Origin of the sequence: Beggiatoa leptomitoformis, from assembly GCF_001305575.3 — a bacterium.
Lineage (GTDB): Bacteria > Pseudomonadota > Gammaproteobacteria > Beggiatoales > Beggiatoaceae > Beggiatoa > Beggiatoa leptomitoformis.
On the sequence record NZ_CP012373.2, the window covers coordinates 3,775,031 to 3,800,317 of the forward strand.

Sequence of the window (25,287 nt, forward strand, 5' to 3'; positions counted from 1 at the left end):
TACTTGTAAAAACAACATCATTATTCGTATTCTCCTTTTAACCAATCACATAAGGTGCGTTTTAACGATTGTTTATCGCTCATCCGTTTACCTGTTTTGGATTGTTCGTGTACGCCACCTTTACGCAAAATGGGGGCGCGAGCAATGGGGTTGTGGACAACTTGCCGTTGTTTGGACGGCATGGCTTTGTAATTGGGCATAGCTATTTTCCTTGTAAAAATAATACCATCGATAATCCAGTGTGTGCGTGTATGGTGATGACATAAAAACCTCCATTATAAAAAAAATGTTAAACATGACTTCCCGCTTGTCGTGTGACAACAAGCAGGAAGAGGACTCACTAGACTTATTTAATTCTTGCTTTCAGAGATACCAACTTCTTTTGCGAATTCCAATACCTTACCATCAGGTTTATCGGAGCAGGCTTTTGCCAAGTTGTTGACAAACTCACCTAATGACGCAGGGTCAAAAGAAGTGTCGTCTGTTACCCCTGATAAATAACCATCTAACCAAAACAACATCATAGATGCCGTTTCTTTATCCATGCCATCTAAATCCTTACAAGTCATGTTTTTTAAGTCCACTGCACCAGCGGCATTGACTAAAGGTGTTGCGCCTAAGCAAGCCAATAAAGCAATTGCACCGAACAACTTTTTCATAAACGACTCCGTTAAGATGGTAAATTAAGCATAAGTGATAAACAGATAACATGCCGTTATCCGTGCATTTACTCTAGCATAAAAAATGCCGAGTAATAGCGGTGTCCTCATAATTTTTAGTGGTGAACTATTAGCGATAACATTATGTATTTTGAATCTGAGATGTTTTTCACTCATAAGCACGTTAAAATCTATGGTAGTGAAAAGATTCCTTCGCAATTTCCTTGTTTACGTGCTTCTCTTTGCTGATAGAAAGGGGTGAAGAAGGAAAAATTCAGCCATTATTTAGCATTACTCAATCAATCTATTCTTTCATAACGCTTTAGGATTCATGGAATGCACTTGCTTTCGCGTTGGTATGTTCAAGTTTTTTTAATAATAATTGCCGTTATTGCTGTTTATGCGCAAACCGTAGATGTTCCGTTTTATTTAGATGATTTTTCATCGATTCAAGAAAACCCCGTTATTTATCAGTGGAAAGGCACGCTTGCTGAGTTATGGAATTTTTCGGCACTGCGTATTTTGGGGTATTACACCTTTGCCTTAAACTTTCAAACTCATCAGTTTGAACTTTTTGGCTATCATCTGGTCAATATTACGATACACGCATTAGCGGGCGTGGCTGTTTTCGCGTTTGTTCGCAGTTTGATGCAGACACCCACCATGCGCCATCATTTATCCGAACAAAGTATATTATGGTTACCCATTCTTGTTGCCTTGTTGTTTGTGTTACACCCGCTACAAACGCAAGCGGTTACTTATATTGTTCAACGTCTAGCGTCGCTCGCTGCGTTGTTTTATATCGCCGCATTAGCCTGTTATTTACAAACCCGTTTAGCAACAACCGTTACCAAACGAACAATATGGTTAATAGCTTGTTTAATCTTATGTGTTTGCGCTTTTTTTACCAAACAAAACACGGCAACGCTTCCCTTAGCCTTTCTCTTATTAGAATTACTCTGTTTCCCCTTACATATAAAACGCTTAAAAATAGCCGCAGGGGTTATGGTACTTGGATTAATAGCAGGGGCGGTGTTGATAACCATTATCTTGGGATACAACCCTTTTTCTTTAGAGGCAATGCAAGCACTTACCCAAGAAACACAAGAAATTTCGCGTCTAATTTATTTAGCAACACAATTCAGTGTGTTATGGGCGTATATCGGATTATTTTTCTTTCCTGTTGGACAACACATTGATTATTTTTATCCACTAGCCACCAGTTTTTGGAATGGACAAGTTTTGTTTGCTTTAGCAGGACATTTAATGGTAATCGGTTTTGCACTTTCTCAAGTAAGACGTTTACCCTTATTAGTTTTAGGCATTTTATTTTATTACCTTGCTCATCTGGTTGAATCTAGTGTTATACCCATTACCGACGTTGTTTTTGAACACCGCACATATTTGCCCAATTTAGGGCTATGTTTACTGAGTGGATGGTTTTTATTAGAAGTGGTCTTTCAATGGTTTGACCAACGACATACCGTTATTCTTATTAGTATCATACTAATAACATTAGGTATTACCACATGGCAACGTAATCAATTATGGCGTGACCCCATTGCATTATGGCAAGACAACACCACAAAATCGCCCAAAAAAGAACGGGGTTGGGTTATTTTGGGTAAACACCTTATTCAAGCAAATCGCCCAACCGAAGGATTACAAGCCTTACAAAATTCAGTAACACGGATTACCAACAGTGACGGCACCCAATCTGTGCGTATCACTGTAGAAACCATGCTGAATATGGTTGTAGCGCATCGCATGTTAAAACAATACGACCAAGCGAATAACTTAATCAATCAAGCCCTCAGTTCGCCGAGCTTGCGCCCATTTGACCGCGCTAAATTTCTTGTTAATCAAGGAAATATTTTTTACGAACAGCACTTATATGCAGAAACAGAAGCTGCTTATCGTCAAGCGATTGAATATTATCCTGAAGGCTTAACCGCGCGAGCCAATTTAGCCAGTATTTTGGCAGCAACTGGTCGCGAGGCAGAAGCGATTAAGATATATGAGGAAATTCTAAAAATAGACCCAAATAATGCGATTGTGTTGGAAAATCTCAAAACAATCCAATCGGAACAATACTCATCGGTAGGTACTACAAAATAACCGTAATACCTTGAGACTGAAAGAATATGGATAACACCGCTAGAGGCGATGATATCCGTATTCGCGGTAGGGTGGGTGTTGCCCTGCCACGTCTTTATTTAATAGTATTAAAATCATGTACTTAAGCTATTTTATAGCGACAAGCCAATTAATGAAATCCCAGAAAAATTAACGCAATTGTTTTTGCGTAATCCCACATGTTCCTAATCACCGCGCAATCCGCCCGACAAGGCTTTATATTTTTGATGTAATAGAGAGGAAATATAGAGCCTGTCATCAAATAAGAAGGGTTAAAGGTTCAAGCTAAAAGAATCAAGGTAGAAGCCAAATAGACCCCACTTAAGAAATTCCTAGCGCGTTTATCATATCGAGTAGCTATTGCACGGTATTGCTTTAATTTACCAAAGAAATGCTCGATTAAATAACGTGCCTTATAAAGGACTTTATCATAATAAGGTGGATTTAAACGATTTCTCTTGAACGGAATCACAGGTTCTATGCCTTGCTGTTTTAATACACTTCTAACTCGTTCATCTGCATCATAAGCCTTATCAGCCAATAAAGCGTTTGCCTTTATCTGTGGAATAAGGACATCAGCCCCTTCAAGGTCGCTTGCCTGTCCCGCAGTCAAAAAAAAAGGGTCGGATTGCCCAGTGCGTCAACAACGGAGTTAATCTTGGTACTTAACCCCCCTGCACTACGCCCAATGGCTTCATCCGCGCCACCGCCACTATAGTGCTGTCTATCATGGCATATTCGTTATCAGCATCGGCACTTAGTATCTTGAAAACACGTTCCCAGACACCTTTCTGAGACCAACGACTGAAGCGGGTATGGACAACACGGAAATCACCAAAGCGTTCGGGAAGGTCGCGCCAAGGAATGCCACTGCGATAACGGAATAGAACAGCATCAATAAACAAGCGGTTATCTTTAGCTGTCATTCCAACATGTCCTTTACGTCCAGGGAGTAGCGGTTCTAGTTTTGACCATTGTTCATCTGTTAAGGCATAACGACGACTCATTGTTTTATCCTTGGTGATATCTGGATATATACTTATAATATAACATTTTTTACTATTTAATGACACGCCCTAACTGTTGAAGGTATTAATATGACCGCTTGTGAGAGAATAATTGACGGTGTAGCCAAACTTTCAACTGTATTTACTCCCTAAAATAAATGATGGAGGTGCTTTCTTGAATATCGGTGAATTATCTAAATTAGAACATCATATTATGTTTCATATTTTAAGTAGTCATTTTGGTGAAACAATGGCAAATGTTGTACTTCACCAACTCATTGTTAAGGAACGCACATTTACTACTTCGTCCATAATGCCAAGTCTTTGTTCGGGTTCATTTACAGATTTTGAACCATTTGATAACTCACGTTTGGGAAAATTAGACTGCACATATTATGCTGATGCCGAACATCCCTTACTTCCAGGAACAGGTTGTAGCATTGTTTTATTTGCAACGGAAGATAGAACCTCATTTAATTTTTTAGAACTTAGTTTTTATGGGGAATCTTTACCTATTGATTTGGTAACTGCTGAGTTACATGGTTTTACAATAATTACTTATGACCCCCTGATTAGTCGGGATTTGTAACCCTAACTAACATTAACGCACCATAATACACAGATTTTTAAGTTATTTAAGCGTTTTTTAACCGCCTTTTTGGCGAACTAAGCGCGGAAACCGCACTTTGTGCCAATAATCCCCTGTATCAGGTTTATTACACTCGCGATAAAGCAGGACGAATTACCCAGAAATTAGAAACGATAGAAGGCATTACCCACAGTATTGATTACAGTTACGACCTCGCAGGACGCTTAATTGAAGTCAAACAAGACGGCACAGTCACAGAAACCTATCAATACGATGCCAATGGAAACCGCCTCAACAACGCACAATATAGTAAATGTACCACAAAGTGATTTAAATTTAGGACTGGCAGTCCTCACAGGATTGCCAGTCCTTCGCATCGTTTTATAGTGCGTTTACTATACTATTCTTCAGAATGTAATCAGAAACAAAACGAATAACTAATGGCCTTGTCTTTAGTGGTAGTAAGGTGGGTAATGCCCCTCTATTTAGTTTTACATTGGTATTGAGTTACATCCATAGTTGCCCCATAAGAATTCACTGTCTTTTTTACTGAGGAATCAGCACCAAAGTCGAGTAATAGCTGCACTATATCCTGATAACAATGATAGGTAGCTAACATTAAGGGAGTGTACCCACTATCTGTTTGAAAATTTACATTTGCCCCACTATTCAAAAGATGTTTAATGGTTGCTATTCTCCCATGATAGATTGCCGACATTAAAGGTGTCTCTTGTTGCTTATTGTGAATATTAGGATTCGCCCCATTTTTTAACAAAAAAACTACAAAGTCAGCATGTTCAATTTCCATCTGGTTTAGTGGTATACCGAACCGTTTTGCCTGACGTTCAGAATCTTTGAGTCCCCACCCACAAGCATAATGCAATGGCGTATTTCCTCTGGTGTCTTGCGTATTAATGTCAAAACCTGCAGTTAGCAACTTTTGCATTCCTACGATATAGCCAGATGTAGATATAACGGTCCAATCCATTTCTTCTTGTGAAGCAGAACATCCTACTAGAGCGTGTCATCAAATAGTAAAAAGTGTTATATTATAAATATATACCCAGATATCGCCAAGGATAAAACAATGAGTCGTCGCTATGCCTTAACCGATGAACAATGGTCAAAACTAGAACCGCTACTCCCTGGACGTAAAGGACATGTCGGGATGACGGCTAAAGATAACCGCTTGTTTATTGATGCTGTTCTATTCCGTTATCGCAGTGGCATTCCTTGGCGCGACCTCCCCGAACGCTTTGGTGATTTCCGTGTCGTCCATACCCGCTTCAGTCGTTGGTCTAAAAAAGGTGTCTGGGAACGTGTTTTCAAGATACTAAGTGCCGATGCCGATAATGAATATGCCATGATAGACAGCACAATAGTTAGAGCGCATCAACATAGTAGTGGTGGTGGTGCAGATGAAGCCATTGGACGTAGCGCAGGGGGTTTAAGTACCAAGATTAACTCCGTTGTTGACGCACTGGGCAATCCGACCCTTTTTTTTTGACTGCGGGACAGGCAAGCGACCTTGAAGGGGCTGATGCTCTTATTCCTCAGATAAAGGCAAACGCTTTATTGGCTGATAAGGCTTATGATGCTGATGAACGGGTTAGAGATGTTTTAAAACAGAAAAGCATAGAACCTGTGATTCCGTTCAGGAAAAATCGTTTAAATCCACCTGATTATGATAAAGTCCTTTATAAGGCACGTTATTTAATCGAGCATTTCTTCGGTAAATTAAAGCAATACCGCGCCATAGCTACACGATATGATAAACGCGCTAGGAATTTCTTAAGTGGGGTTTATTTGGCTTCTACCTTGATTCTTTTGGCTTGAACCTTTAACCCTTCTTATTTGATGACAGGCTCTAAACAAATAATAAAAACTGAAAAATATCTAAGGACATTCATTTCTTTTCGCCCATTCCTCTAACTCAGAAATACCACAACTTTTAGGGTTAAATGAACTGGTTGGTGGCTCAGCATTTTTCCATGTCCAATCGTTAATCATCGTATTCCAAGACTTTTCATAGTTCGCGCCTTTGCATATACCAACTAAACCATCATCAATCCAATAAGATGTAGATTCTGTTCCTCGAAGTTTTTCTGGTATCGCATTTGGGTCTGACTTCCTACAGGCAAATTCACATGACCATTCTCTATATCCACCAACCCAATGTTTTTTTGGAGAAGATAAGTTTTTGAGTTTACATTGGTTGCAATACAAGAACAACTCGGGTTTGTTCCTACCAACCCACTTTCATCAACCCAATTCACAGGGTCATTAGCCACATACCCAAATAAATTACTATCGCCCCCCGCAAACCCAATTGGGTCTTTACTCGTCCACCGCCTCGTTTCCGCCTCATAATCTCTAGCACCAAATCGTGTGAGTTTGGTATCAACATCATACAACCCACCTGCAAAACCAAAGGGTTGAAACTCTGGATTTGTATCTTCAATGATATTGCCGAATGCATCGTAATTTAAGCGTTGCGCAATTAAGCCTGTTTGCACATCAATGATTAAGCGCGGACTACCTAAGTGGTCAGAAATGATGCGGTAGGTATTGCCGTTTTTGAGAATGTAATCAGGGATATTCGCTTTTGAAGCATAGACAAATCTGGCAACAACTTCTCCATTACCGTCTAATTGCGCAACGGGTTTGAGTTTGCCTTGATAGATAAACCCTTGTGTTAATACGCCATTGACTTTTTTACCGACACGACGGTTTTTGGCATCGATAACGTATTCAATGGTTTTTGTCGGTTGTTGGACTTGGCGGAGGTTGCCTAGGACATCATAATGGTAAGGTGGGCGATGCCCACCCTACTTGGCTATTCCTGTTATAGCTCAGGTACTCCTACCCACACTTTGTCAACATACGCCCTAACCCCATCTATACAAAAAGGGAAAGGTTCTAAAATATCTTCTTCTCTGGTTGCCTCTAATAACTGGTAATAGTACTCAATATAAGCATCTGAAACAGGAGTGTTTATATCAAACAATCCATATTGATTTAAGTAAGGAACGAACCCCATAAATAATGAGGGGTGTCTATATATTCCTTCTATTAACATTGTGTCTACATCTTCCCCAAGCCAGTGTATTTTCATGTCAGCATAGAAGCTACCACAGTATTTCCCTATTTCTTTTGAGTAGATAACAACAATTTCACAAGTGGGTTCTTCTTCATGTTGAGTTATAAACTGCAATATTTCCTGTGCAATCCCTAAATCGTCTGTAATTTTTAGTGACGATGTACAATATAGAGAATCTAATAATTTACGATAGTGTGTAGGTAAAATCCCGTTATATGGGGGCTCGCTAAAAGGAGGATCATAAACACTAATCCAACTGTATCTATTTACCCCATGATAATAAATATCTTTTATTCTAAGTGGTACCCAGTCTTCAAAAAGGTTGCTTTTTGCTTTTTTAACGACAGCAAACCCGCAAATTTTTTCCATGTTATGTCCTATCCGCGTTGTTATGGTTATTCTCAATACTCGCTGTCATTTAGGATTAGGACAACGGGGCAACGCAGGTATATGATCACCCTTATCAAGATTAATTTTGGTTTTACCTTCTCCAATATGGATATGCGGTCCACCTTTCCAATGGTCTGCCTTTCTATCATCTCTTACTGGCAATCCTAATCCTTTCGCTAAATCCATAGCTGCTTCTGCATCATCAGGAGAAAGTGGTTTTCTTCCACCATTGGTGTCTTTATCAATCATATCCTTTAAATCTTTGGTAGTGCTAAAGAGAAAGTGATATTAAAATAAGAAAACAGAAGAAAGAGAAGAGTCCCTAAAATGCTAACCTGCCCAAGCTGTAAAGCGACACACATCGTGAAATACGGAAAAACCCGCACAGGGACACAAAACTACAAATGTCGCGAATGCGGACGACGATTTGTAGAACAACCCACCAAGAAATACATAAGCCAAGAGACGTGGGCACAGGTGGACAAGCTATTAAAAGAAAAACTTTCACTGAGAGGAATAGCCCGTGTTACAGGAATCTCAGGCACATGGCTACAACATTATGTCAATGGTTTGTATGCGCAACAAAGACTATAGCAACAGTACTATAAAAAGATTAAATAGAATTCAGTAAAAAGAGCTCATCAATAGAACAATGTTGTTGTTTACGGAGAGTCTTAGCCTGAGCCCATTTATGCTCAATAGGATTTAAATCAGGCGAATAAGGGGGTAAATATTCCAAGAGATGCCCAGCGTCTAAAATAGCCTGCTGAATGTCACTACGTTTATGAAAAGTGGCATTATCCATGACAATGACAGAATTCTGAGGGAGTTTAGGAAGTAAGTCTTGGGTTATCCAAGCGAAAAAGACATCGGAATTAATCGCCCCAGAAACTAAAGAGACGGTTAATAAACAAAAATTGAGCAAAGCCCCGATGACATTAGTACGTCCTTTTGCATTCCAGTCTTGCGTGCCAGAGCAACGTTTGCCGATAGGAGCATAACCAAAACGGCGTGGCATATCATGAGCAAAACCACTTTCATCGATGAAAACAATTTGCCTATCAGATTGTTTATAACAGTTCATTTTGTCTTGGAAGGTTTGCCGTGCTTCGGGGTTGGCTTTGGGATGTTTGAGGGTTTTTTTTACGGCTAATCCCTAGACGTTTTAACGCATGGCGAATTCCTCCCTCAGTTATTCCAAACCGTACTGCGCGTTCATAATGGTAAGCATCTGGATATAACTCTACATCTTGTTTTAGGGCTTCCATGTCTATTTTAGTTGGTCTGTTACGTGTCCCTTTGGCTTCTAATACTTTGCTCCACCTGACGACGCTTGCGATGGCTATCTGAAAGCGTTTCGCTACCGCTGCTAGGGTGAGATTTTCTTCTTGTTTCACTTTTAATACTTTTCTACGGAAATCTATTGAATAGGTCATTTCTTATCCTCTTTTTAAAATACGGTTACTATAGAACAAGCCGTTAAAAAAAAGGACAGTTGCGCTTAGAATGCGATGAGATGTGGTCATTTGTTGGGCAGCGTCGCCAGAAAGTGTGGGTATGGTTAGCGTTGGATAGAGACTCACGAGAGGTTGTCGGGATTGCCTTTGGGAAGCGAGATGTTGAGGGAGCGCAAGCACTCTGGAATTCACTCCCAGCGGTATATCGGCAATGTGCAGTCTGTTACACCGACTTCTGGGAAGCGTACCAGAAAGTTCTTCCGAGTAAACGGCATCAAGCAGTAGGGAAGGAGACGGGGCTGACCAATCATATAGAGCGATTTAATAATACGTTAAGACAGCGTGTCAGTCGTTTAGTGAGGAAAACCTTATCTTTCTCCAAGAAAATAGAAAATCACATTGGGGCTACTATTTTTTTCATTAATGATTATAACAAATCACTGCTTCTTTAGCACTACCAAATCTTTGGTAGTGCTAAACAAGTAAGGATAAGTTGTAATGATTAATGAAAAAAATGATAGCTCCCACGTGATTTTGCAATTTCTTAGAGAAGGATAACGTTTTGCGAACTAAGCGACTGACTCGCTGTCTCAATGTGTTATTAAATCGTTCTATATGATTAGTTAAACCTGTCTCCTTCCCAACCGCGCGGTGACATTTACTGGGTAATACCCCTTTATATGCCTCCCAAAAATCCGTATAACACACGGCACATTGACGATAAACGCTTGGAAGGGATTCCCATAATGCTGATGCACCTCTCTTATCTCGTTTTCCAACCGCAAATCCCACCACTTCTCTTGTTTCTTTATCTAATGCTAACCATATCCACACTTTTTCACGACGTTTACCCACGAATGACCACATCTCATCGCATTCTAATTGCAACGCGCCTTTTTTTTAACCATCGGTTCTAGCTTTTGCTTTTCATATAATCGGTTCACATAACGTTGTAACCATGTCCCTGAAATGCCTGTCACTCGTGAGATGCCTGCAAGGGAGCGTTTTTCTTTTAACAATCGCTCTACCTGTTCCCAGGTCTCTTGGCTGATTCGCTTTGGGTTGGCATTTTCTACAAATTGGCGACCACACCCACGACATTTGTAGTTTTGTTTGCCAAAATGTGTTTTTCCATTCTTAATCACATGATGACTTTGACATTCGGGACAATCTGGCATTTTGCGTTCTCTTTTTCAGGGATGTTCTTTGATATACTAACAACCTTACCTGTTTAGCACTACCTACCTGTTTAGCACTACCTTTGTGCGTCTAATACATTAATTTCTTTGCTTTTATTTATGTAAAATATTGATTTTGTAGCTTATTTACTATTTTTCTCTATGCGCTATACTTACCCGCTTACTGAAATATTTATCGCGTTGGATGATGGAGTATGAATAAAGAAAAACAGTTAGCTTTTGCACGACGGCAAGGGTGTGGACAGCAATGTACTTTGTTGAATGGATTTGATTATTGTGATTGTGTGGAAAGTCGTAAATTTTTCCAAACATTAAATAAACAGTTGTTTGAGATTGAAAGTCATCCTTTGAGTGCGATTAGGCAGGAGCATTTTTAGCTTTTTGCAGTAAGCTTTCTATCGTTTCTATCAGTTGGCGACAACTCACAGGTTTACTTAAATATTCGTTTGCGCCTGCTTGTAAACACCATTCTTTATCTCCCGGCATTGCAAGTGCTGTAATTGCAATGATGGGGATATTTCCTAATACTTTATCCGCTTTAATATAACGAATAGCTTCTAATCCATCCATAACGGGCATTTGTATGTCCATTAAGATGATATGTGGGTGTTGTTGTTGAGTTTGTGCGATGGCTTCCATGCCATTATGGGCTGTAATCAGGCGATAGCCTCGGGCATTTAGATAACGTGCCATTGTGTCTAAATTTTCCTCATTATCTTCTGCAATAAGTACCAGTGGGGCATTTTCGCGGTTAGTGTATTCACGAGGTAGTGTTTTTTCAGGGTAGGTATTTGGAAGAAAAACCGTTGTATCCGCAGATTTTTCTACGATAAGTCGCCATGGAAAGGAGACGAGGAAACTGCTGCCTTTGTTGATTTCGCTATTGACGATAATTTTGCCGCCGTGCATTTCAATAAAACGCTTGACTAATGATAAGCCTAAACCTGTTCCTAAAAACTTGCGGGAAAGACTGGTATCTAGTTGTGCAAATGGTTGAAAAAGTAGGGGAAAGTCTTCAACAGCAATGCCTATACCTGTATCCCAAACGGTCATTTGAATGGTATGTTTTTCTACATTTGCCTGAACGTCTAGCCCTATTGTTCCGCCTTCAGGGGTAAATTTAACGGCATTGCTGAGTAGATTGACCAGTATTTGTTTAACACGACGTTCATCCCCAAGCATGAGTAGTGTTGTATCAGAGAGTTGAAAATTAACTTTAATCCGTTTTTTAAGGGCGGCTTGTTTAATCATGCGTAAACTGCTTTGACAAACTTGTTCTAATGACAGGGTATTCATATCAAGTTTAAGTTTGCCTGCTTCTATTTTGGCAAGGTCTAAAATATCGTTGATAAGACTGAGTAAATGTCGTCCACTTTCTTCTATGGTATGAAGTGATTTCAGTTGTTTAGAATTGAGTTCGCCATAGATTTGTTCTTGTAATCCTTCGGACATGCCAAGAATTGAGTTGAGGGGGGTACGCAATTCATGGCTCATTGCGGCAAGAAATTCGTCTTTTGCACGAAGTGCATAGGCAAGTTTGGCGTTTGCAGTGCTGAGTTCTTTGGTGCGTTCCGTTACGCGCTTGGTTAATAGGGTGCGTTCTGCTTTAAGATTTGCCTCGGCTAATAAGCGTTTTTCTATTTGTTCCATTAGCTCATCATTTTTGCTTTTTAATTCGCTGGTTCTTTCGGCAACCCGTTTTTCTAGTTCTGTGTTGAGTAAGCGAACTTCTTGTTCTATCGCGCTCCGTTCTGTCATGTCTATCAACACCCCTAAAACCATGGCTTCCCCTTTAATTCGCAAGGGTGTTAAGCCAATTTCTATCGGGAATTCTTCGCCATTTTTGCGTACACCGCTTAAATCACGCACCATACCAATACGGCGCGCTTGTTCACGGGCGATAAAATAGTTGTGGTGTTTGATGTGTTTATCACGAAAGCGTGCAGGCATTAAAATTTCTTGTGGTTGTCCAATGAGTTCTTCACGCAAATATCCAAACATACTTTCAATTTGTGAATTTACAAAGGTAATAATGCCTGTTTGATTGACTAATAAAATCCCGCTGTAAGCAGATTCGACAACCGTGCGAAACATTTCTTCCGTTTGTTCCCGTTCTAAAATTTCTGCTTCTAAGCGTTGATTTATCAAGGTTAGTTGTTGCGCACTTTCCGCCAGTGCAGAACTTAAACGTTGCGTTTCTCTATCTTCCTTTCCCTTTGTATCTAAATGAATGGCAAGTGCCAGAATAGTCAATAAACCTTCTTGGATAATGGGACAAAAAGAAATGGCAACCCAACGGCTTTCTGCCTGTTGCGTGATTAATTGCGTTTCAAAACGAATGGTTTGTCCTATAGGTATATGTGGTTGATTGAGATATTCATTTAATGTGGTTTGAAAGGAAGGTGGAAATAGTTGAGTAAACGCTTTAGCCTGTAAATCTGCTAGTGTATGACCTGTTAAGGTTAATGCTTGTTCATTTGCGTAAGTAATATGTGTGTCGCGGAGCAAAAAAACAGCAGGGATAGATATTTCAGTAATCATGTCAAATGGTTCTATATTGTTATCGTTTTCTTGATGTTAAGTAGAGAATTGCTTGTGTGTACAATGGTGACAGGTGATTCATACCTGTTATGCAACAACACTAGACAACATGATGTTTTTCAACAAGGTAAACAGCCTGACCTGCTGTTATAATTGCTTATTTTTATATTTTTGGTAGGAATCGTGCCATGTCTTATATGATGCAATCATCAAATTCGTTAGAAGCCATCCATTTTTTGCCTCAAACACGGTTACAAACCGTCGTCAACTTCTTTCTAGTCAGTTTATCTTATTATCTTTTTGGTGCATTAGCCCTAGAAGTTGTTACGATAGAAAGTTGGGTAACACCCATTTGGGCGGCGGCGGGTATTGGTTATGCAGCCGTGTTTTTATGGGGGTATTGGTTTGGTTTTGCCATTCTGTTAGGTGAGTTATTAGAAAACATTCTTTTTATCAAACCATTATCATGGCTAGAGTTATTAACATCGACGGGAAATACCTTATCATTACTTATCGGTATATGGTTAGTACGCCAATTTCTCCCCCATCCGCAAGCTATTTTCAGCCGTCCTGCTTATGTGGGTATTTTTTGCGGTAGTGCTTTATTTATTAGCCTGCTTAGTGCGAGCATTGGTTTAACCTTTCGCTTACTGTTTGATACGATTCATGCGATTAGCCCGTTGCGAGTATGGTGGACATGGTGTTTAGCTGATTTAGTGGGGATTTTAGTTATCGCACCCTTCATTATTACAGGTTATACCGAACAAAAACACGCATGGTATCGTCATAAAAAAGCCGAAATAATTTTGTTATTTGCCAGTTTAATGACAGTTGTCTGGTTAGTTTTCGGACAACCAATAGAAGCAACTATCAGCGCGTATCCTCTCACTTTTTTACTCATGCCTTTCCCACTTTGGGCAGTTTTTCGTTTTGGTCAGCGAGAAACATTACTGGTCATCGTGATAATGAGTACAAGTGCTATTCTTGCCACGATTTCACAATCAGGTCCTTTCACACATAATTCGCTGGACTATTCGCTACTCATTTTACAGGCTTTTATAGGGGTTATTTGTGTTTCTACCCTGATATTAATGGCAGTCGTCAACCAACGCAGTTTGTTAGAAAGCCAATTACTTGCCAGTCAAGATGACTTACAAGAGGCAAATAACATGCTAGAACAAAAAGTTCTTGTCAGAACAGAAAGCCTGCGACAAAGCATGGAAAAATATCAAGCTATTTTTACCAATGCGATAGAAGGGATTTACCAAACCACACCCACAGGAAAATTATTAGAAGCAAATCCCGCGCTGGCTCAAATGTATGGCTACGCCAGCCCAGAAGAAATTATGACAAAAGTTCCTGATATGGAAGCCTTATATGTCAATCCAGAAAGACGTGCCGAATTTCATCAACAACTGCAAGAAACCAAAGCTGTCTATAATTTCGAAGCCGAAGTTTACCGTTATGATGGCGATATTATGTGGATTGCAGAAAATAGCCGTCTTGTACAATCCAACGATGGAAGGGCATTGTATTATGAAGGCACGATGATAGACATTACCGAGCGTAAACAAGTTGAAGAGGAACTTTTACAACTTGCCCATTATGACCCACTCACAGGTTTAGCGAATCGCCGTCTATTTCAAGCCCGTTTAAAACAAGTCATGGCAAAAGCCCGACTCAGTGGAAAAACAGGCGTATTACTGTACTTTGATTTAGACGGATTTAAAAAAGTGAATGATAGTTTAGGACATGAATTTGGTGATTTTATCTTACAAGAGGCTGCAAAGCGGCTCAAACACTGTTTACGTGACCGCGATGTATCCTGCCGTTTAGGCGGTGATGAGTTTACGGTGATTGCCGAACAAGTCATGCGCGAACAAGACGCAGTGACCATTGCAGAAAAAATTCTCGCACATCTCACAAAACCCTATATTTACAAGGAACAAGAAGCCAGTATTGGCGTTAGTATAGGCATCACCTTTTTTGATGGGCATAATTACGATATTGAAAATATTGTAAAACAAGCAGATAACGCCATGTACTCCGCGAAACGCAGTGGCAAAGGCACATATCGGTTTTATACCCAAACAACGGAAAACACAGGCTAAATACCCATTATTTTGCCTAACCATTAGATTGCAAAAACTTATCTATCCCCCTTTTTTAAAGGGGGAATTTAGAATCACCGCACTAAACCAATTCTCCAACGCCACACATTGACTCATACGACACTAATAAATCCCTTTTTTTCATAATAATTAGTGTAATATCATCCATCTGTTTTAACCCCCCTAAATGTTTTTCTACATCTTTAATAATATTCTGCCGAATGATTTCTGCTGAACATTCCCAAAAATGGCTGGCAACTTCACATAATCGTTTAATACCATACTGTTTTTTCTGTGAATTCATTGCCTCTGTAATTCCATCTGTATAAAGTACGATAATATCATTCGGGTTTAACGTAATTTGCGTTTGGGCGATAAAATCCGTAATATCTTCACTCAAACCAATAGGAAAGCCTAAATCTACAGTACTAATCCGCTCAATTTTGCCACCTGCACGAATAATAATCACATCTTCATGTTGTCCACTTAAATACAATTGTCCATCATAATAATCAATAATAGATAAAGATAAATTTTTATCACAATTCATCCGCTGAACATTGCTATAAATGGTTTTATTTAATGTTCCTAAAAATTTAACGGGGTCTTTTTCATTATGCACTAACAGCGTATGTACCGCCGTTTGCACCATTAACATTAACACCCCACTTTCTAACCCATGCCCTGTTACATCACCAATACCGATTTTTATTCGATTATGATGCTGAATAACATCATAATAATCACCACCTACTTCTTCCGCAGGTTGCATAAACCCTGCAATATCTAAATCTTCAATCGCGGCTAACTCATGCGCTTTAGGTAAAATCATCTGTTGCAATTGACGTGTAATATCCAATTCTGCACTTAAACGAACATTTTCCTTTTCTAATTTCGTATTTAAATGGCTAATTTCTGCATTTGCGCGTTTTAACGCATTTCTGATTTTATACAGATGATGAATAAATAACCACGCAACCCATGCTAACAAGCACAAAGAGAGTAAATAAGCCGTTACACGATAAGTATTTGCTTGGCTTAACGCTGCTTGATACCCATTATCATAAATACTCTCTATCTTTTCCAAATTTGCTAACAACGGTAAAGTCAACAAGTTTGTCGTCAACTGGTCAACATGTGGCTTAGCTTGCAAGATAATATTAACATTATCAATAACCTCTTCCATTAACTTACTATTACTGGACTTTTCATAATCCGTTTTAAAAGCCGTTGCATTTTCCACCACGGCATGTAAATTTTGCGCTAATTCCGCATCTTTTGCCGTATTGAATAACGCAATTTTAGATAACAACTCATTTAAGGTAAATTCTAAAAACCATTCATTTTGCTGAAAACTTGCCCCCGCCATTTGAGAATTTAACACTTCTAAATAATTTAATGCCGTTTTTAACTGCTTACTTTGCGCTCGAAAATCAATAATAATGGCTTGTTTATTCATGAGTAAATTAACCTGTTGGGCTAAAGACTCAGTCATTACAGATTGATTAACGGCATCAATAAAAGCAGGAATATGGGTTAATTCAGCATGTAATTGCTGTAAAATGGCTAATTCTTTATCAAAATTGTCACGAAAGGCTAATAATTCGTAACGGTATTCGATAATCATTTGATTGAGTTGTGCGTGAGTGGTTTTAAATTGATTAAGCTGAAATCGATAAAATTGATGTTGTTCAGCATTTACCGAGCTAGCAACCCGCAGAAAAACAAAAAGAAAAACAGCAATAATTAGCAGAAAAAACACATGTAAACTAAATTTGAGGGAAACGTGCATATTTATAACCTCTTATTTCAATAAAATAACACCTCCTTAAATCGGTTAAATCTCATCATGTTATCGTCATCGATAACCCACTTGCTCCATTAAATGGGTTGCTTCTAGTTGCAAACGCCCTGCTTCAGAAACATGTAAAGTATCAGCGGTAAAACTCCCCCATTTTTCTACAATCGCCGATAATTTAACCTGTGGATTAGCAGGATATTCAAAGTTTAATTCAGCAAATTGGTCTTGTGCTTCCATGCTTGATAACCATTCAAGCAATTGTATTGCTAAGTCAGGATGTTTCGCATATTTCGTTACGCCTGCGCCAGAAATATTGATGTGTACACCATCATGCCAATGAATAGCAACGGGTAAATTTGGATTATCGTGTTGTAAACGCCCTAAATAATAAGTATTTGCAATGCCAACCTCACATTGTCCATTGGCAATAGATTCAATAACCTGTGTATCGCTAGAGAGTACGGGTAACGCAAGATTATTTACCCATCCCATTAATACAGCTCTAGTTTTTTCCACGCCATCACGCGCAATGAACATTGCGACTAAAGACTGGTTATAAACTTTTTTTGCTGTCCGTAAACACAATTTACCTTGCCATTTTGGGTTAGCTAAATCTGCATAATCTTTTAATTCTTCTGGTTTAATTTTTTCTGTGTTATACATAATCGGACGTGCGCGCACAGATAACCCAAACCAACGCTTTTCAGGGTCGCGCAAATGAGCAGGAATATTTTTTTCCAACGTAGCAGAATCTATTGGACGCAATACCTGCTTTTCCGTTGCCAGCCATAAATTGCCCACATCTACCGTTAATAATAAATCGGCTGGGGTGTTTTCTCCTTCAATTACCAAACGTTCAAGCAGTTCTTCTTCTTTCGCGCTAATAAATTTGATGGAAACCCCTGTTTTTTTCGTATAAGCATCAAATAAAGGTTTAATCAGATGCGCCATCCGTGCAGAATAGACAATAATTGCATCACTGGCGTGAATAGGCTGTATGCTCGATAACAAGCCCACTAAAATCGCTACTATTTGTATTTTCATGATATTTTCCAGACGATGATATTGCATTCTATAGCAAATGATAATCATTATCATCTAACTTGTCAAAGAACAGCGTAAGCGTTGTTCACGATAGAATTTTCAGGACTAACAGAATTCTCAAGGTTTCCAGAGAGAAACAGCAATAATTTGCTTAGCCTCAATTATTCTGAAAATCTTGTTTTAAACCACCTTTAATTAAAAAATTGTCCTTTAACAACCATTACACGAAAAACTATGTCTGCACCTTATCCCTTTAACGGCTTCACATTTGCGGATTTATCCCGTTTAGAAACACTTTATCGTTTTGACCAGCAATTTCTCGACTTTTTAGCCGAACAATCGCCCGCATTAAAAACCGATTTATTAGCTTATCGTCATGCAAATTGTGAATTTACACCCATTGAAATCAGTACATTATTAGTAGCCTGTGCGCCACTATTAGAGATTTTTATTGCGCAGTTGTTTGGACTAGAAACCGCGTTAAATAAGGCAAACCAGCAAACCTTAAACCATAACCCTATATTTGAATTTAAAAAATGGTTCGTACAACGGCGGGCGCGGCGGCGGTTAAACAAAGTAGAAACCTTAATACCGTTTGCTGATTTGCAAGATTGGCTTGTCACTGAATTTGAAAAATATCAAATAAACACAGCGGATTTGGAATTTGCAATAGCCCAATTAGGACAATATTATTTAAGTAATACAAGTGATTATAAGCAAGAGATAGAGCAATTAACGCAATGGTGCATTCACGCGCTACGTGAACCAGACGCACAACAGTTTGTACAAAACTGGGTCAGTTTTCACTTACCTAATCAACGCAATCATGATGACTTAATCCACACAATTCCCGTTAAACATCAAAGTATTGACTGTTTGATAACAGACGGACAGCAACAGCGAGAAGGTTTTAATTTAACAGATTCGCGTATGTCAGCCCGTCAAGTGCAAAGTGAAGTTGATTATTGCGTGTATTGTCATGAGCATGATGGTGATTTTTGCTCAAAAGGCTTTCCTGAGAAAAAAGGGGAACTAACTTTAAAAATTGACCCATTAGGCGTAACGCTAACAGGCTGTCCATTAGGAGAAAAAATTTCTGAAATGCACCTGCTCAAGCGACAAGCTCACACGATTGGTGCGCTTGCCATGCTCATGGTTGATAATCCTTTTTGTCCTGCAACAGGGCATCGGATTTGTAATGATTGTATGAAGAGCTGTATTTATCAAAAACAAGACCCTGTTGATATTCCTCAAGCAGAAACACGCATTTTAACGGATGTTTTAGCATTGCCTTATGGTGTAGAAATTTATGATTTGCTCACACGTTGGAATCCCCTACGGCAAAAACAATATTTACCCTGTCCATATAATGGGCTAAAAGTCCTGATTGCAGGACAAGGACCTGCAGGATTTACCCTTGCGCATCATTTGTTAATGGAAGGCTTCGCCGTCGTGGGCGTGGATGGGCTAAAAATAGAACCATTACCAATTGAATTCTTGACACAACCTATCCGTGATTATGCTCAACTACAAGAACCACTGGCCGAGCGCATTATGGCGGGGTTTGGTGGTGTGGCAGAATATGGGATTACGGTTCGTTGGGATAAAAATTTTTTAAAATTGATTTACTTATCGTTACTGCGTCGCACGCATTATCAAGTATTTGGTAGTGTGCGTTTTGGGGGAACATTGACGATAGCAGATGTATGGGCGTTAGGCTTTGACCATCTTGCTATTGCGGTTGGTGCAGGATTACCACAAGCCTTAGCAATTCCGAATAGTTTGGCAATTGGAATGCGTCAAGCCAATGATTTTTTAATGACTTTACAACTCACGGGTGCGGCAAAACTGAATAGTTTAGCGAATTTACAAATTCGCCTTCCTGCGGTTGTCATTGGCGGGGGATTAACAGGCGCAGATACCGCAACGGAAGTGCAAGCGTATTATTTATTACAAATTGAAAAAACGTTATTTCGTTATGAAATTTTAAGCGAACAATGGGGGGAAAGTAGTTTACGTCAGGGATTAGATACAAAATCATTAGAAATTTTAGATGAGTTTTTAAGCCATGCCCGCGCTGTTCGTGCTGAAAAAATCCGCGCCCAACAGGCAGGTACACCACCCGATTTGCGTCAATTACTCCATCGCTGGGGCGGTGTTACTATCGCTTATCGTCGCAGTTTACAAGCCTCACCTGCCTATATTCGCAATCATGAGGAATTAAATAAGGCATTGGCTGAAGGCATTTTTTACGTGGAAAACGCCGAGCCAGACCATGCCCACTTAGATGCAGAGGGACATTTAACCGCTATTCAGTTTAAACGCGATGGTGCAGTGATATGTTTATCTGCACGCTCGGTTTTTATTGCAACAGGGGCGCGTCCAAATGTCGCTTATGCGTTTGAACATCAAGGTGAATTAGAAAGGGATGGTTTTCAATATCGTTTATATACCCGTCAACAAGATACTTTACAACAAACTGATGTTAAACCTGCTCATTGTAAAGTTTCTGATTTTGGTGCATTTACCTCGTATCAGCAGGATGGACGTTGTGTCTCCTTAGTGGGTGATACTCATCCTGTTTTTCATGGAAGCGTGGTTAAAGCCATTGCGTCCGCGCAAAAAATTTACCCGCAGATTGTGGCCAGTTTTGCCGAGCGAGTGCAACAAATTGGGGATGAGCGCGCCTATCAAACCTTTCGTGCTTACCTTTATGACCAATTACAAGCCATTGTTGTTAAAGTGGAACACCGTTGTCAACAAACGCTTGCGTTAACCGTTCGCGCACCGCTTGCCGCTCGCCGTTATCAAGCAGGACAATTTTTCCGTGTGCAAAATTATGAAAGTCTTGCCCCTGTTATCGCAGGTACACGCTTACACATGGAAGCCCTCGCATTGTTTGCCTCACAAGTTCAACCCGACAGTGGCGAAATTGAATTTTTAATTCAGAAAATAGGTACAAGCGCGCGTCTGGTCGCAACTTTTCAAGCAGGACAACCGCTTGCAGTAATGGGGCCAACAGGGGTACGTACTCGCATTGGTGATGGAAATGAAACGGTTTTAATCATTGCCGAACAAGCGGGTATTGTAAACAGTTGCATGGTTGGGCGCGCTATGCGTCAGGCGGGTAATCGGGTAGTGTGTTTCGCCCATTTTTCTTCAGCAACAGATATTTATTGTCAAACTGAATTAGAAGCAGCGGCGGATGTGATTGTTTGGGTAACAGATAGTACAGCACCGCTTACTAACGGTCGTCCACAAGACCTGCATTTTGTCGACTCGATGCTTGATGCGTTAAGTCGCTACGCCCAAACCGTGCAACCTATTCCTTTATCTGTGGTTAATCGGGTGTTAGTGCTGGGCAGTCCTGCCTTATTGCGCGCGGTTCAAAACGCTCGCTGTGGCGCGTTCCGTGACTATTTTGTGGATAAAACAGATTTTACAGGCGCGGTTTACAGCACTATGCAGTGTATGCTCAAAGGTGTTTGCGCTCAGTGTTTACAATGGCAAATAGACCCTGTGACGGGAATGCGTACTAAAGCGGTTTTCGCCTGTTCGTGGCAAGAGCAACCACTTGAATGGATAGATATAGATAATTTAAACGCGCGTTTGCAACAAAATACGTTACAAGAATATTTAAGCAATCGGTGGTTGGATTATTTGTTACAAACAGAGCGATGATGTATAAAAATGACGGATACTGCCGTTTATAGCGGTAATATCCGTTTAGAATCTGTCTGAATCAGAATTAATAAATAAAAAAACTTTTTCATTTATATAGGGTTTTTCATTTTTATATCAATTACCTAACAATTTACCATATTTCCGATGCGCGAGTTTATGCGTACCTGCAATTTTGCAAAAACTCTCCCCCGGACGCACTAATTTTTCTAATCGACGCGCGAAAATAACCCCATCTGTTTGACTAATTACAGGAATACGGGATTGTTCGGGAGAGCTTGCCGTGATATTGACAACATCAGCAACTACTTCGCCCGCGTGAACATATTCGCCAAGTGCTTTGTGATACGCCAGTATGCCTGCAAGCGGGGCTTTAAGAACATCTGCACCTTCTAAAGGCGTTGGTTTACAGAGTAAGGCGGGTAATGGTTCAGGTTTGCCTGCGATAATTCCGCGCCGTTGCAAATAGCGGAAAAGATTTAACGCGTCAGAACGGGCAAGCGTATCATCCACGTCGGCACGCCCACGTAATTCTATGGTTGTCGAAAAGCAGGCTAACGGAATAGGGAAGGTGTCTGGCAACCTGTCGCGCAATTTCCACCATATCCCAGCATTCGCTTCGTCAAATGAGTCACCACCTACATTGTCCTCGACTAAAATGGTTTTCGCGCCCAGTTGCGCGCCCAGTGTCATTCCTTGTTCAACATGATGTTTTGAAACATATAAATGTACTAAGGCTTCCCCGTCGCAGTGTAAGTCTAATACTTCATCCGCATCAATAGATAAGCGTAATAAGGCTTTTTTTAAGGCTTCTGGTTCAGTGTCATTACTTTGAATTTGTAGCTGTTGTTGCAACGCGCTACGAATACATTGCACATTTTGTGTTGCAGAATTAGTGAGTTGTGGTTCAACGATGGCTAACACGGCCTCTGTTAAATCGGGATAATCTCGATTGAAATTTTTGCCTATTTCAAAATCAAAACGTCCAACTAAATGTCCATTTAAATATTGTCCTAAACCGATTGGATTTGCGACGGGTACAAGGACAATTTCCCCGATAATTTCGCCATTTTCTGCCGCATTATCCAATAATTGCTGTAGATGATGTAAAACTAATAAACCGGGTAATTCATCTGCATGTAATCCCGCATGTAAATAGGCTTTAGGACGCGCCCCTACCATGCCGTAGCGGTGTACTAATAAACTGCGTTGGGTTAGGGGGGATGGAGAAACTAAGGTAAGCGTTGTTGTTGTTTTCATAAAAATAGTCCTGTGGATGTTTATTAGTAAAAGTTATTAGATTTATTCAATTTTGTCTAAATTAGACGATACAACCAATATAAATATCTAAAATAATTTTATGACTTGATGGATTAGTAGGGACAAATTAAGGGAAATAATGCTGATTTTTTAATTAAAACCATTTAAGTCATTTTTAAACCATTGTTTTCTGAAAATTGCTACCTATAGTTCTTTAAAGGACAAATTTATTCACAAAATTATTTTATGGCATAGAGAGGCTTTTTTAATAATGCATCATATTGATTTACTTCAAGACTTGGCTGTTATTATGGTGATTGCGGGGGCAGTGACAATACTCTTTCACCGTTTTAAGCAACCTGTTGTTTTAGGCTATATTGTCGCGGGATTAATCATCAGTCCTCATACCCCGCCGTTTATGTTGGTACAAGATGAGCAAACGATTAAAACATTAGCTGAATTAGGCGTGATTTTGTTGATGTTCAGCATTGGGCAACATTTTCAACTCAGTAAATTGTTAAAAGTGGGGGCAACTGCATTTATTGCCGCTTTTTTAGAAATTTTGGTGATGGTATGGGTTGGTTATCATTTAGGACAGTGGTTTGGCTGGAATGCAATGGACAGCCTTTTTTTAGGCGCAATTTTGTCTATTTCTTCAACAACCATTATTATCAAAGCATTACAAGATTTAAATTTAACTAAAGAACGTTTTGCAACGCTTATTTTTGGTGTATTGATTATTGAAGATATTTTAGCCATTGCTATGTTGGCATTGTTGTCTAGTGTCGCACTAACAGGGTCGTTGCAGATGAGCGAGCTGTTAGGCATGATTGGACGACTAACGGTTTTTTTAGCCCTCGTTATGATTATTGGTTTGTTGTCTGTGCCAAAAGCATTGCGCTACATTGCTCAATATCGTAACAATGAAATGTTGTTGATTGCGACACTTGGTATTTGTTTTGGTGTGTCTTTAATGGCTGCATGGTTAGGCTATAGCGTTGCGCTTGGCGCGTTTTTAGCGGGTGTATTGGTCGCGGAAAGTCGGGAAAATGCCAAAATTGGCATACTCATTGAGCCTGTGCGCGATATGTTCAGCGCGGTGTTTTTTGTCACAATAGGTATGTTAATTAATCCAATTTTATTAATTACTTATGCTTTACCTATTTTGGTTATTACCATTGCTGTGGTGGTTGGAAAAATTGTAACTTGCTCAATAGGCGCGTTTCTCGCGGGTAATGATACTCGTACATCCTTGCGGGTTGGAATGGGTTTATCTCAAATTGGGGAGTTTTCTTTTATTATCGCTCAGTTAGGTTTAACGCTTTCTGTGACTAGCGAGTTTTTATATCCAATAGCCGTTATGGTTTCTGTTATAACAACGCTCTTAACCCCTTATTTAATTAAAAATTCGGATGCTGTCGTGGTTTTTTTAGAAAAATGGGTTTCGCCGTCAATATTATCTTTTTTAAATCTTTATCATCAATGGGTTAGTAATTTGTCGCCAACACGTAATAGTGATGAGCAGCAGGTTATCAAACAAATTTTATTCAAAATGGCGTTTCCTATCGTTTTGAATATTCTTATTGTTGCAACGTTATTCATTGGTGCAAACACATTAAATAAATATCAGTGGGTAGTTTTTAGCGATAATTATTTAATACAACATACTATTTTGTGGACTGTCACTATGTTTTTAAGTCTGCCGATTATGATGCACACCCTTTTTAAGTTCCAAGCCTTAGCAATGGCGTTAGCAGAATTAAGTGCAGAACATTTGAGTAGTAACCAACATAAAACGCATATTCAAGCGGTATTTACCATGATTATTTTTATCACGGGTGTTGTACTGTTAAGTATTTGGTTAATGGTGCTTAGTTTAACGATTTTACCGCCTTGGCAGGTACTTGTTGTGCTTTTCCTCTTTTTGGCGTGGAGTGTTCGCGCCATGTGGAAACGGTTTAATATGTTGTATTCAAAGTTGCATTTAACTATTCGGGAAAGTTTGAGCGATCATCATAAGCAGAACATACCAGCCCCAAAAACATTGTTGCAAACAGCGCAATTAACTTGTGTCACATTAACGCAAGCGTCGCCTGTTGTGAAACATTTAATCCGTGAGGTTGCGTTACGCAGTCGTACAGGAGCGAGTATTGTTGGTATCGGACGGGGTGAAAAACATTTGATTAATCCTGAGCCTGATGAGGAGTTGCAAGTAGGTGACACGGTGTTATTGTTAGGTACAACAGCACATTTAGCCGTTGCCAAACAAATTTTAGAGGGTGAACAAACACCTGCATCGTAAATGGTTATTG

20 protein-coding genes and 4 pseudogenes are annotated in these 25,287 nt (G+C 39.6%); 10 read left to right on the forward strand and 14 right to left on the reverse strand.

Going from position 1 to position 25,287, the window contains the following annotated elements; genetic code table 11:
• Positions 1-20: 20 nt before the first annotated feature.
• Together AL038_RS18195 and AL038_RS16080 are read right to left on the reverse strand one after the other, a co-directional pair.
• Positions 21-200: a hypothetical protein gene (locus AL038_RS18195; protein WP_062154540.1), complete on the reverse strand. Its 180-nt coding sequence runs from the start codon at positions 198-200 to the stop codon at positions 21-23.
• 150 nt (positions 201-350) lie between these two features.
• Positions 351-659: an HdeA/HdeB family chaperone gene (locus tag AL038_RS16080; RefSeq protein WP_062154542.1), complete on the reverse strand. Its 309-nt coding sequence runs from the start codon at positions 657-659 to the stop codon at positions 351-353.
• A 336-nt stretch (positions 660-995) separates the two neighbouring features.
• Here AL038_RS16080 and AL038_RS16085 point away from each other — a divergent pair, with 336 nt between their 5' ends.
• A complete protein-coding gene (locus AL038_RS16085) occupies positions 996-2,777 on the forward strand; it encodes a tetratricopeptide repeat protein (protein ID WP_062154545.1) in 1,782 nt (593 codons plus the stop codon).
• A 298-nt stretch (positions 2,778-3,075) separates the two neighbouring features.
• Here the strand turns inward: AL038_RS16085 and AL038_RS16090 are convergent.
• Positions 3,076-3,802 (reverse strand): annotated as a pseudogene (locus AL038_RS16090) (IS5 family transposase).
• Positions 3,803-3,977: 175 nt separating this feature from the next.
• On the opposite strand from AL038_RS16090, the gene AL038_RS16095 reads away from it, so the two are divergent.
• Positions 3,978-4,391: a hypothetical protein gene (locus tag AL038_RS16095; RefSeq protein ID WP_062154549.1), complete on the forward strand. Its 414-nt coding sequence runs from the start codon at positions 3,978-3,980 to the stop codon at positions 4,389-4,391.
• Positions 4,392-4,483: 92 nt separating this feature from the next.
• Positions 4,484-4,720: pseudogene (locus AL038_RS19025) on the forward strand (hypothetical protein); the annotation flags it as partial.
• A 152-nt stretch (positions 4,721-4,872) separates the two neighbouring features.
• Here AL038_RS19025 and AL038_RS16105 read toward each other — a convergent pair.
• A complete protein-coding gene (locus AL038_RS16105) occupies positions 4,873-5,379 on the reverse strand; it encodes an ankyrin repeat domain-containing protein (RefSeq protein ID WP_062154551.1) in 507 nt (168 codons plus the stop codon).
• 99 nt (positions 5,380-5,478) lie between these two features.
• Between AL038_RS16105 and AL038_RS16110 the strand changes: the two genes are divergently transcribed.
• Positions 5,479-6,227, forward strand: a protein-coding gene (locus AL038_RS16110) for an IS5 family transposase (RefSeq protein WP_201800087.1) whose coding sequence is annotated in 2 segments (ribosomal slippage) — positions 5,479-5,893 and positions 5,893-6,227 — 750 coding nt in all. Because the reading frame shifts where the segments join, the coding sequence is not laid out codon by codon here.
• Between the two features lie 218 nt (positions 6,228-6,445).
• Here AL038_RS16110 and AL038_RS19030 read toward each other — a convergent pair.
• The 3 genes and pseudogenes from AL038_RS19030 to AL038_RS16125 form a co-directional block, all read right to left on the reverse strand.
• A pseudogene (locus AL038_RS19030) lies at positions 6,446-7,189 on the reverse strand (RHS repeat domain-containing protein); the annotation flags it as partial.
• A 47-nt stretch (positions 7,190-7,236) separates the two neighbouring features.
• Positions 7,237-7,860, reverse strand: a complete 624-nt coding sequence (locus AL038_RS16120) for a hypothetical protein (protein WP_062154556.1) — start codon at positions 7,858-7,860, stop codon at positions 7,237-7,239.
• A 45-nt stretch (positions 7,861-7,905) separates the two neighbouring features.
• Entirely contained in the window at positions 7,906-8,130 is a 225-nt protein-coding gene (locus AL038_RS16125) for a hypothetical protein (RefSeq protein WP_062154558.1), read from the reverse strand.
• Between the two features lie 78 nt (positions 8,131-8,208).
• On the opposite strand from AL038_RS16125, the gene AL038_RS16130 reads away from it, so the two are divergent.
• Positions 8,209-8,475: an IS1/IS1595 family N-terminal zinc-binding domain-containing protein gene (locus AL038_RS16130; RefSeq protein WP_062154560.1), complete on the forward strand. Its 267-nt coding sequence runs from the start codon at positions 8,209-8,211 to the stop codon at positions 8,473-8,475.
• 19 nt (positions 8,476-8,494) lie between these two features.
• Here the strand turns inward: AL038_RS16130 and AL038_RS18635 are convergent, their stop codons facing one another.
• Together AL038_RS18635 and AL038_RS18640 are read right to left on the reverse strand one after the other, a co-directional pair.
• On the reverse strand, positions 8,495-8,965 hold the full coding sequence (locus tag AL038_RS18635; protein WP_106405028.1) for an IS630 family transposase: 471 nt from the start codon (positions 8,963-8,965) through the stop codon (positions 8,495-8,497).
• Positions 8,952-9,317 (reverse strand): IS630 transposase-related protein, encoded by a 366-nt coding sequence (locus tag AL038_RS18640; RefSeq protein WP_062154562.1) that lies wholly within the window; start codon positions 9,315-9,317, stop codon positions 8,952-8,954. Before AL038_RS18640 ends, AL038_RS18635 begins: the two co-directional genes overlap by 14 nt.
• A gap of 47 nt (positions 9,318-9,364) precedes the next feature.
• Between AL038_RS18640 and AL038_RS16145 the strand changes: the two are divergent.
• Positions 9,365-9,790: pseudogene (locus tag AL038_RS16145) on the forward strand (IS1 family transposase); the annotation flags it as partial.
• 22 nt (positions 9,791-9,812) lie between these two features.
• On the opposite strand, the gene AL038_RS16150 reads toward AL038_RS16145, so the two are convergent.
• Positions 9,813-10,516, reverse strand: a protein-coding gene (locus tag AL038_RS16150; protein WP_414635094.1) for an IS1 family transposase whose coding sequence is annotated in 2 segments (ribosomal slippage) — positions 9,813-10,237 and positions 10,237-10,516 — 705 coding nt in all. Because the reading frame shifts where the segments join, the coding sequence is not laid out codon by codon here.
• A 215-nt stretch (positions 10,517-10,731) separates the two neighbouring features.
• Here AL038_RS16150 and AL038_RS16155 point away from each other — a divergent pair.
• Positions 10,732-10,914: a hypothetical protein gene (locus AL038_RS16155; RefSeq protein WP_062154568.1), complete on the forward strand. Its 183-nt coding sequence runs from the start codon at positions 10,732-10,734 to the stop codon at positions 10,912-10,914.
• Here AL038_RS16155 and AL038_RS16160 read toward each other — a convergent pair.
• Positions 10,895-13,078 carry a PAS domain-containing hybrid sensor histidine kinase/response regulator gene (locus tag AL038_RS16160; RefSeq protein WP_062154570.1) on the reverse strand — a complete coding sequence of 728 codons (2,184 nt, stop codon included), beginning with the start codon at positions 13,076-13,078 and terminating at the stop codon, positions 10,895-10,897. The two genes, AL038_RS16155 and AL038_RS16160, sit on opposite strands and share 20 nt — an antisense overlap.
• A gap of 188 nt (positions 13,079-13,266) precedes the next feature.
• On the opposite strand from AL038_RS16160, the gene AL038_RS16165 reads away from it, so the two are divergent.
• A complete protein-coding gene (locus AL038_RS16165; protein ID WP_062154571.1) occupies positions 13,267-15,189 on the forward strand; it encodes a sensor domain-containing diguanylate cyclase in 1,923 nt (640 codons plus the stop codon).
• An 82-nt stretch (positions 15,190-15,271) separates the two neighbouring features.
• On the opposite strand, the gene AL038_RS16170 is transcribed toward AL038_RS16165, so the two are convergent.
• Both AL038_RS16170 and AL038_RS16175 read right to left on the reverse strand, forming a co-directional pair.
• Positions 15,272-16,981 carry a SpoIIE family protein phosphatase gene (locus AL038_RS16170; protein ID WP_062154573.1) on the reverse strand — a complete coding sequence of 570 codons (1,710 nt, stop codon included), beginning with the start codon at positions 16,979-16,981 and terminating at the stop codon, positions 15,272-15,274.
• A 66-nt stretch (positions 16,982-17,047) separates the two neighbouring features.
• On the reverse strand, positions 17,048-18,034 hold the full coding sequence (locus AL038_RS16175; protein WP_062154576.1) for an extracellular solute-binding protein: 987 nt from the start codon (positions 18,032-18,034) through the stop codon (positions 17,048-17,050).
• 234 nt (positions 18,035-18,268) lie between these two features.
• On the opposite strand from AL038_RS16175, the gene AL038_RS16180 reads away from it, so the two are divergent.
• On the forward strand, positions 18,269-21,715 hold the full coding sequence (locus tag AL038_RS16180; protein WP_062154578.1) for an FAD-dependent oxidoreductase: 3,447 nt from the start codon (positions 18,269-18,271) through the stop codon (positions 21,713-21,715).
• A 117-nt stretch (positions 21,716-21,832) separates the two neighbouring features.
• Here AL038_RS16180 and AL038_RS16185 read toward each other — a convergent pair whose 3' ends face one another.
• Positions 21,833-22,975: a succinylglutamate desuccinylase/aspartoacylase family protein gene (locus AL038_RS16185; protein ID WP_062154580.1), complete on the reverse strand. Its 1,143-nt coding sequence runs from the start codon at positions 22,973-22,975 to the stop codon at positions 21,833-21,835.
• A gap of 271 nt (positions 22,976-23,246) precedes the next feature.
• Here AL038_RS16185 and AL038_RS16190 point away from each other — a divergent pair, with 271 nt between their 5' ends.
• Positions 23,247-25,277, forward strand: coding sequence for a monovalent cation:proton antiporter family protein (locus tag AL038_RS16190; protein ID WP_062154582.1), 2,031 nt, complete (start codon positions 23,247-23,249; stop codon positions 25,275-25,277).
• Positions 25,278-25,287: the final 10 nt, after the last annotated feature.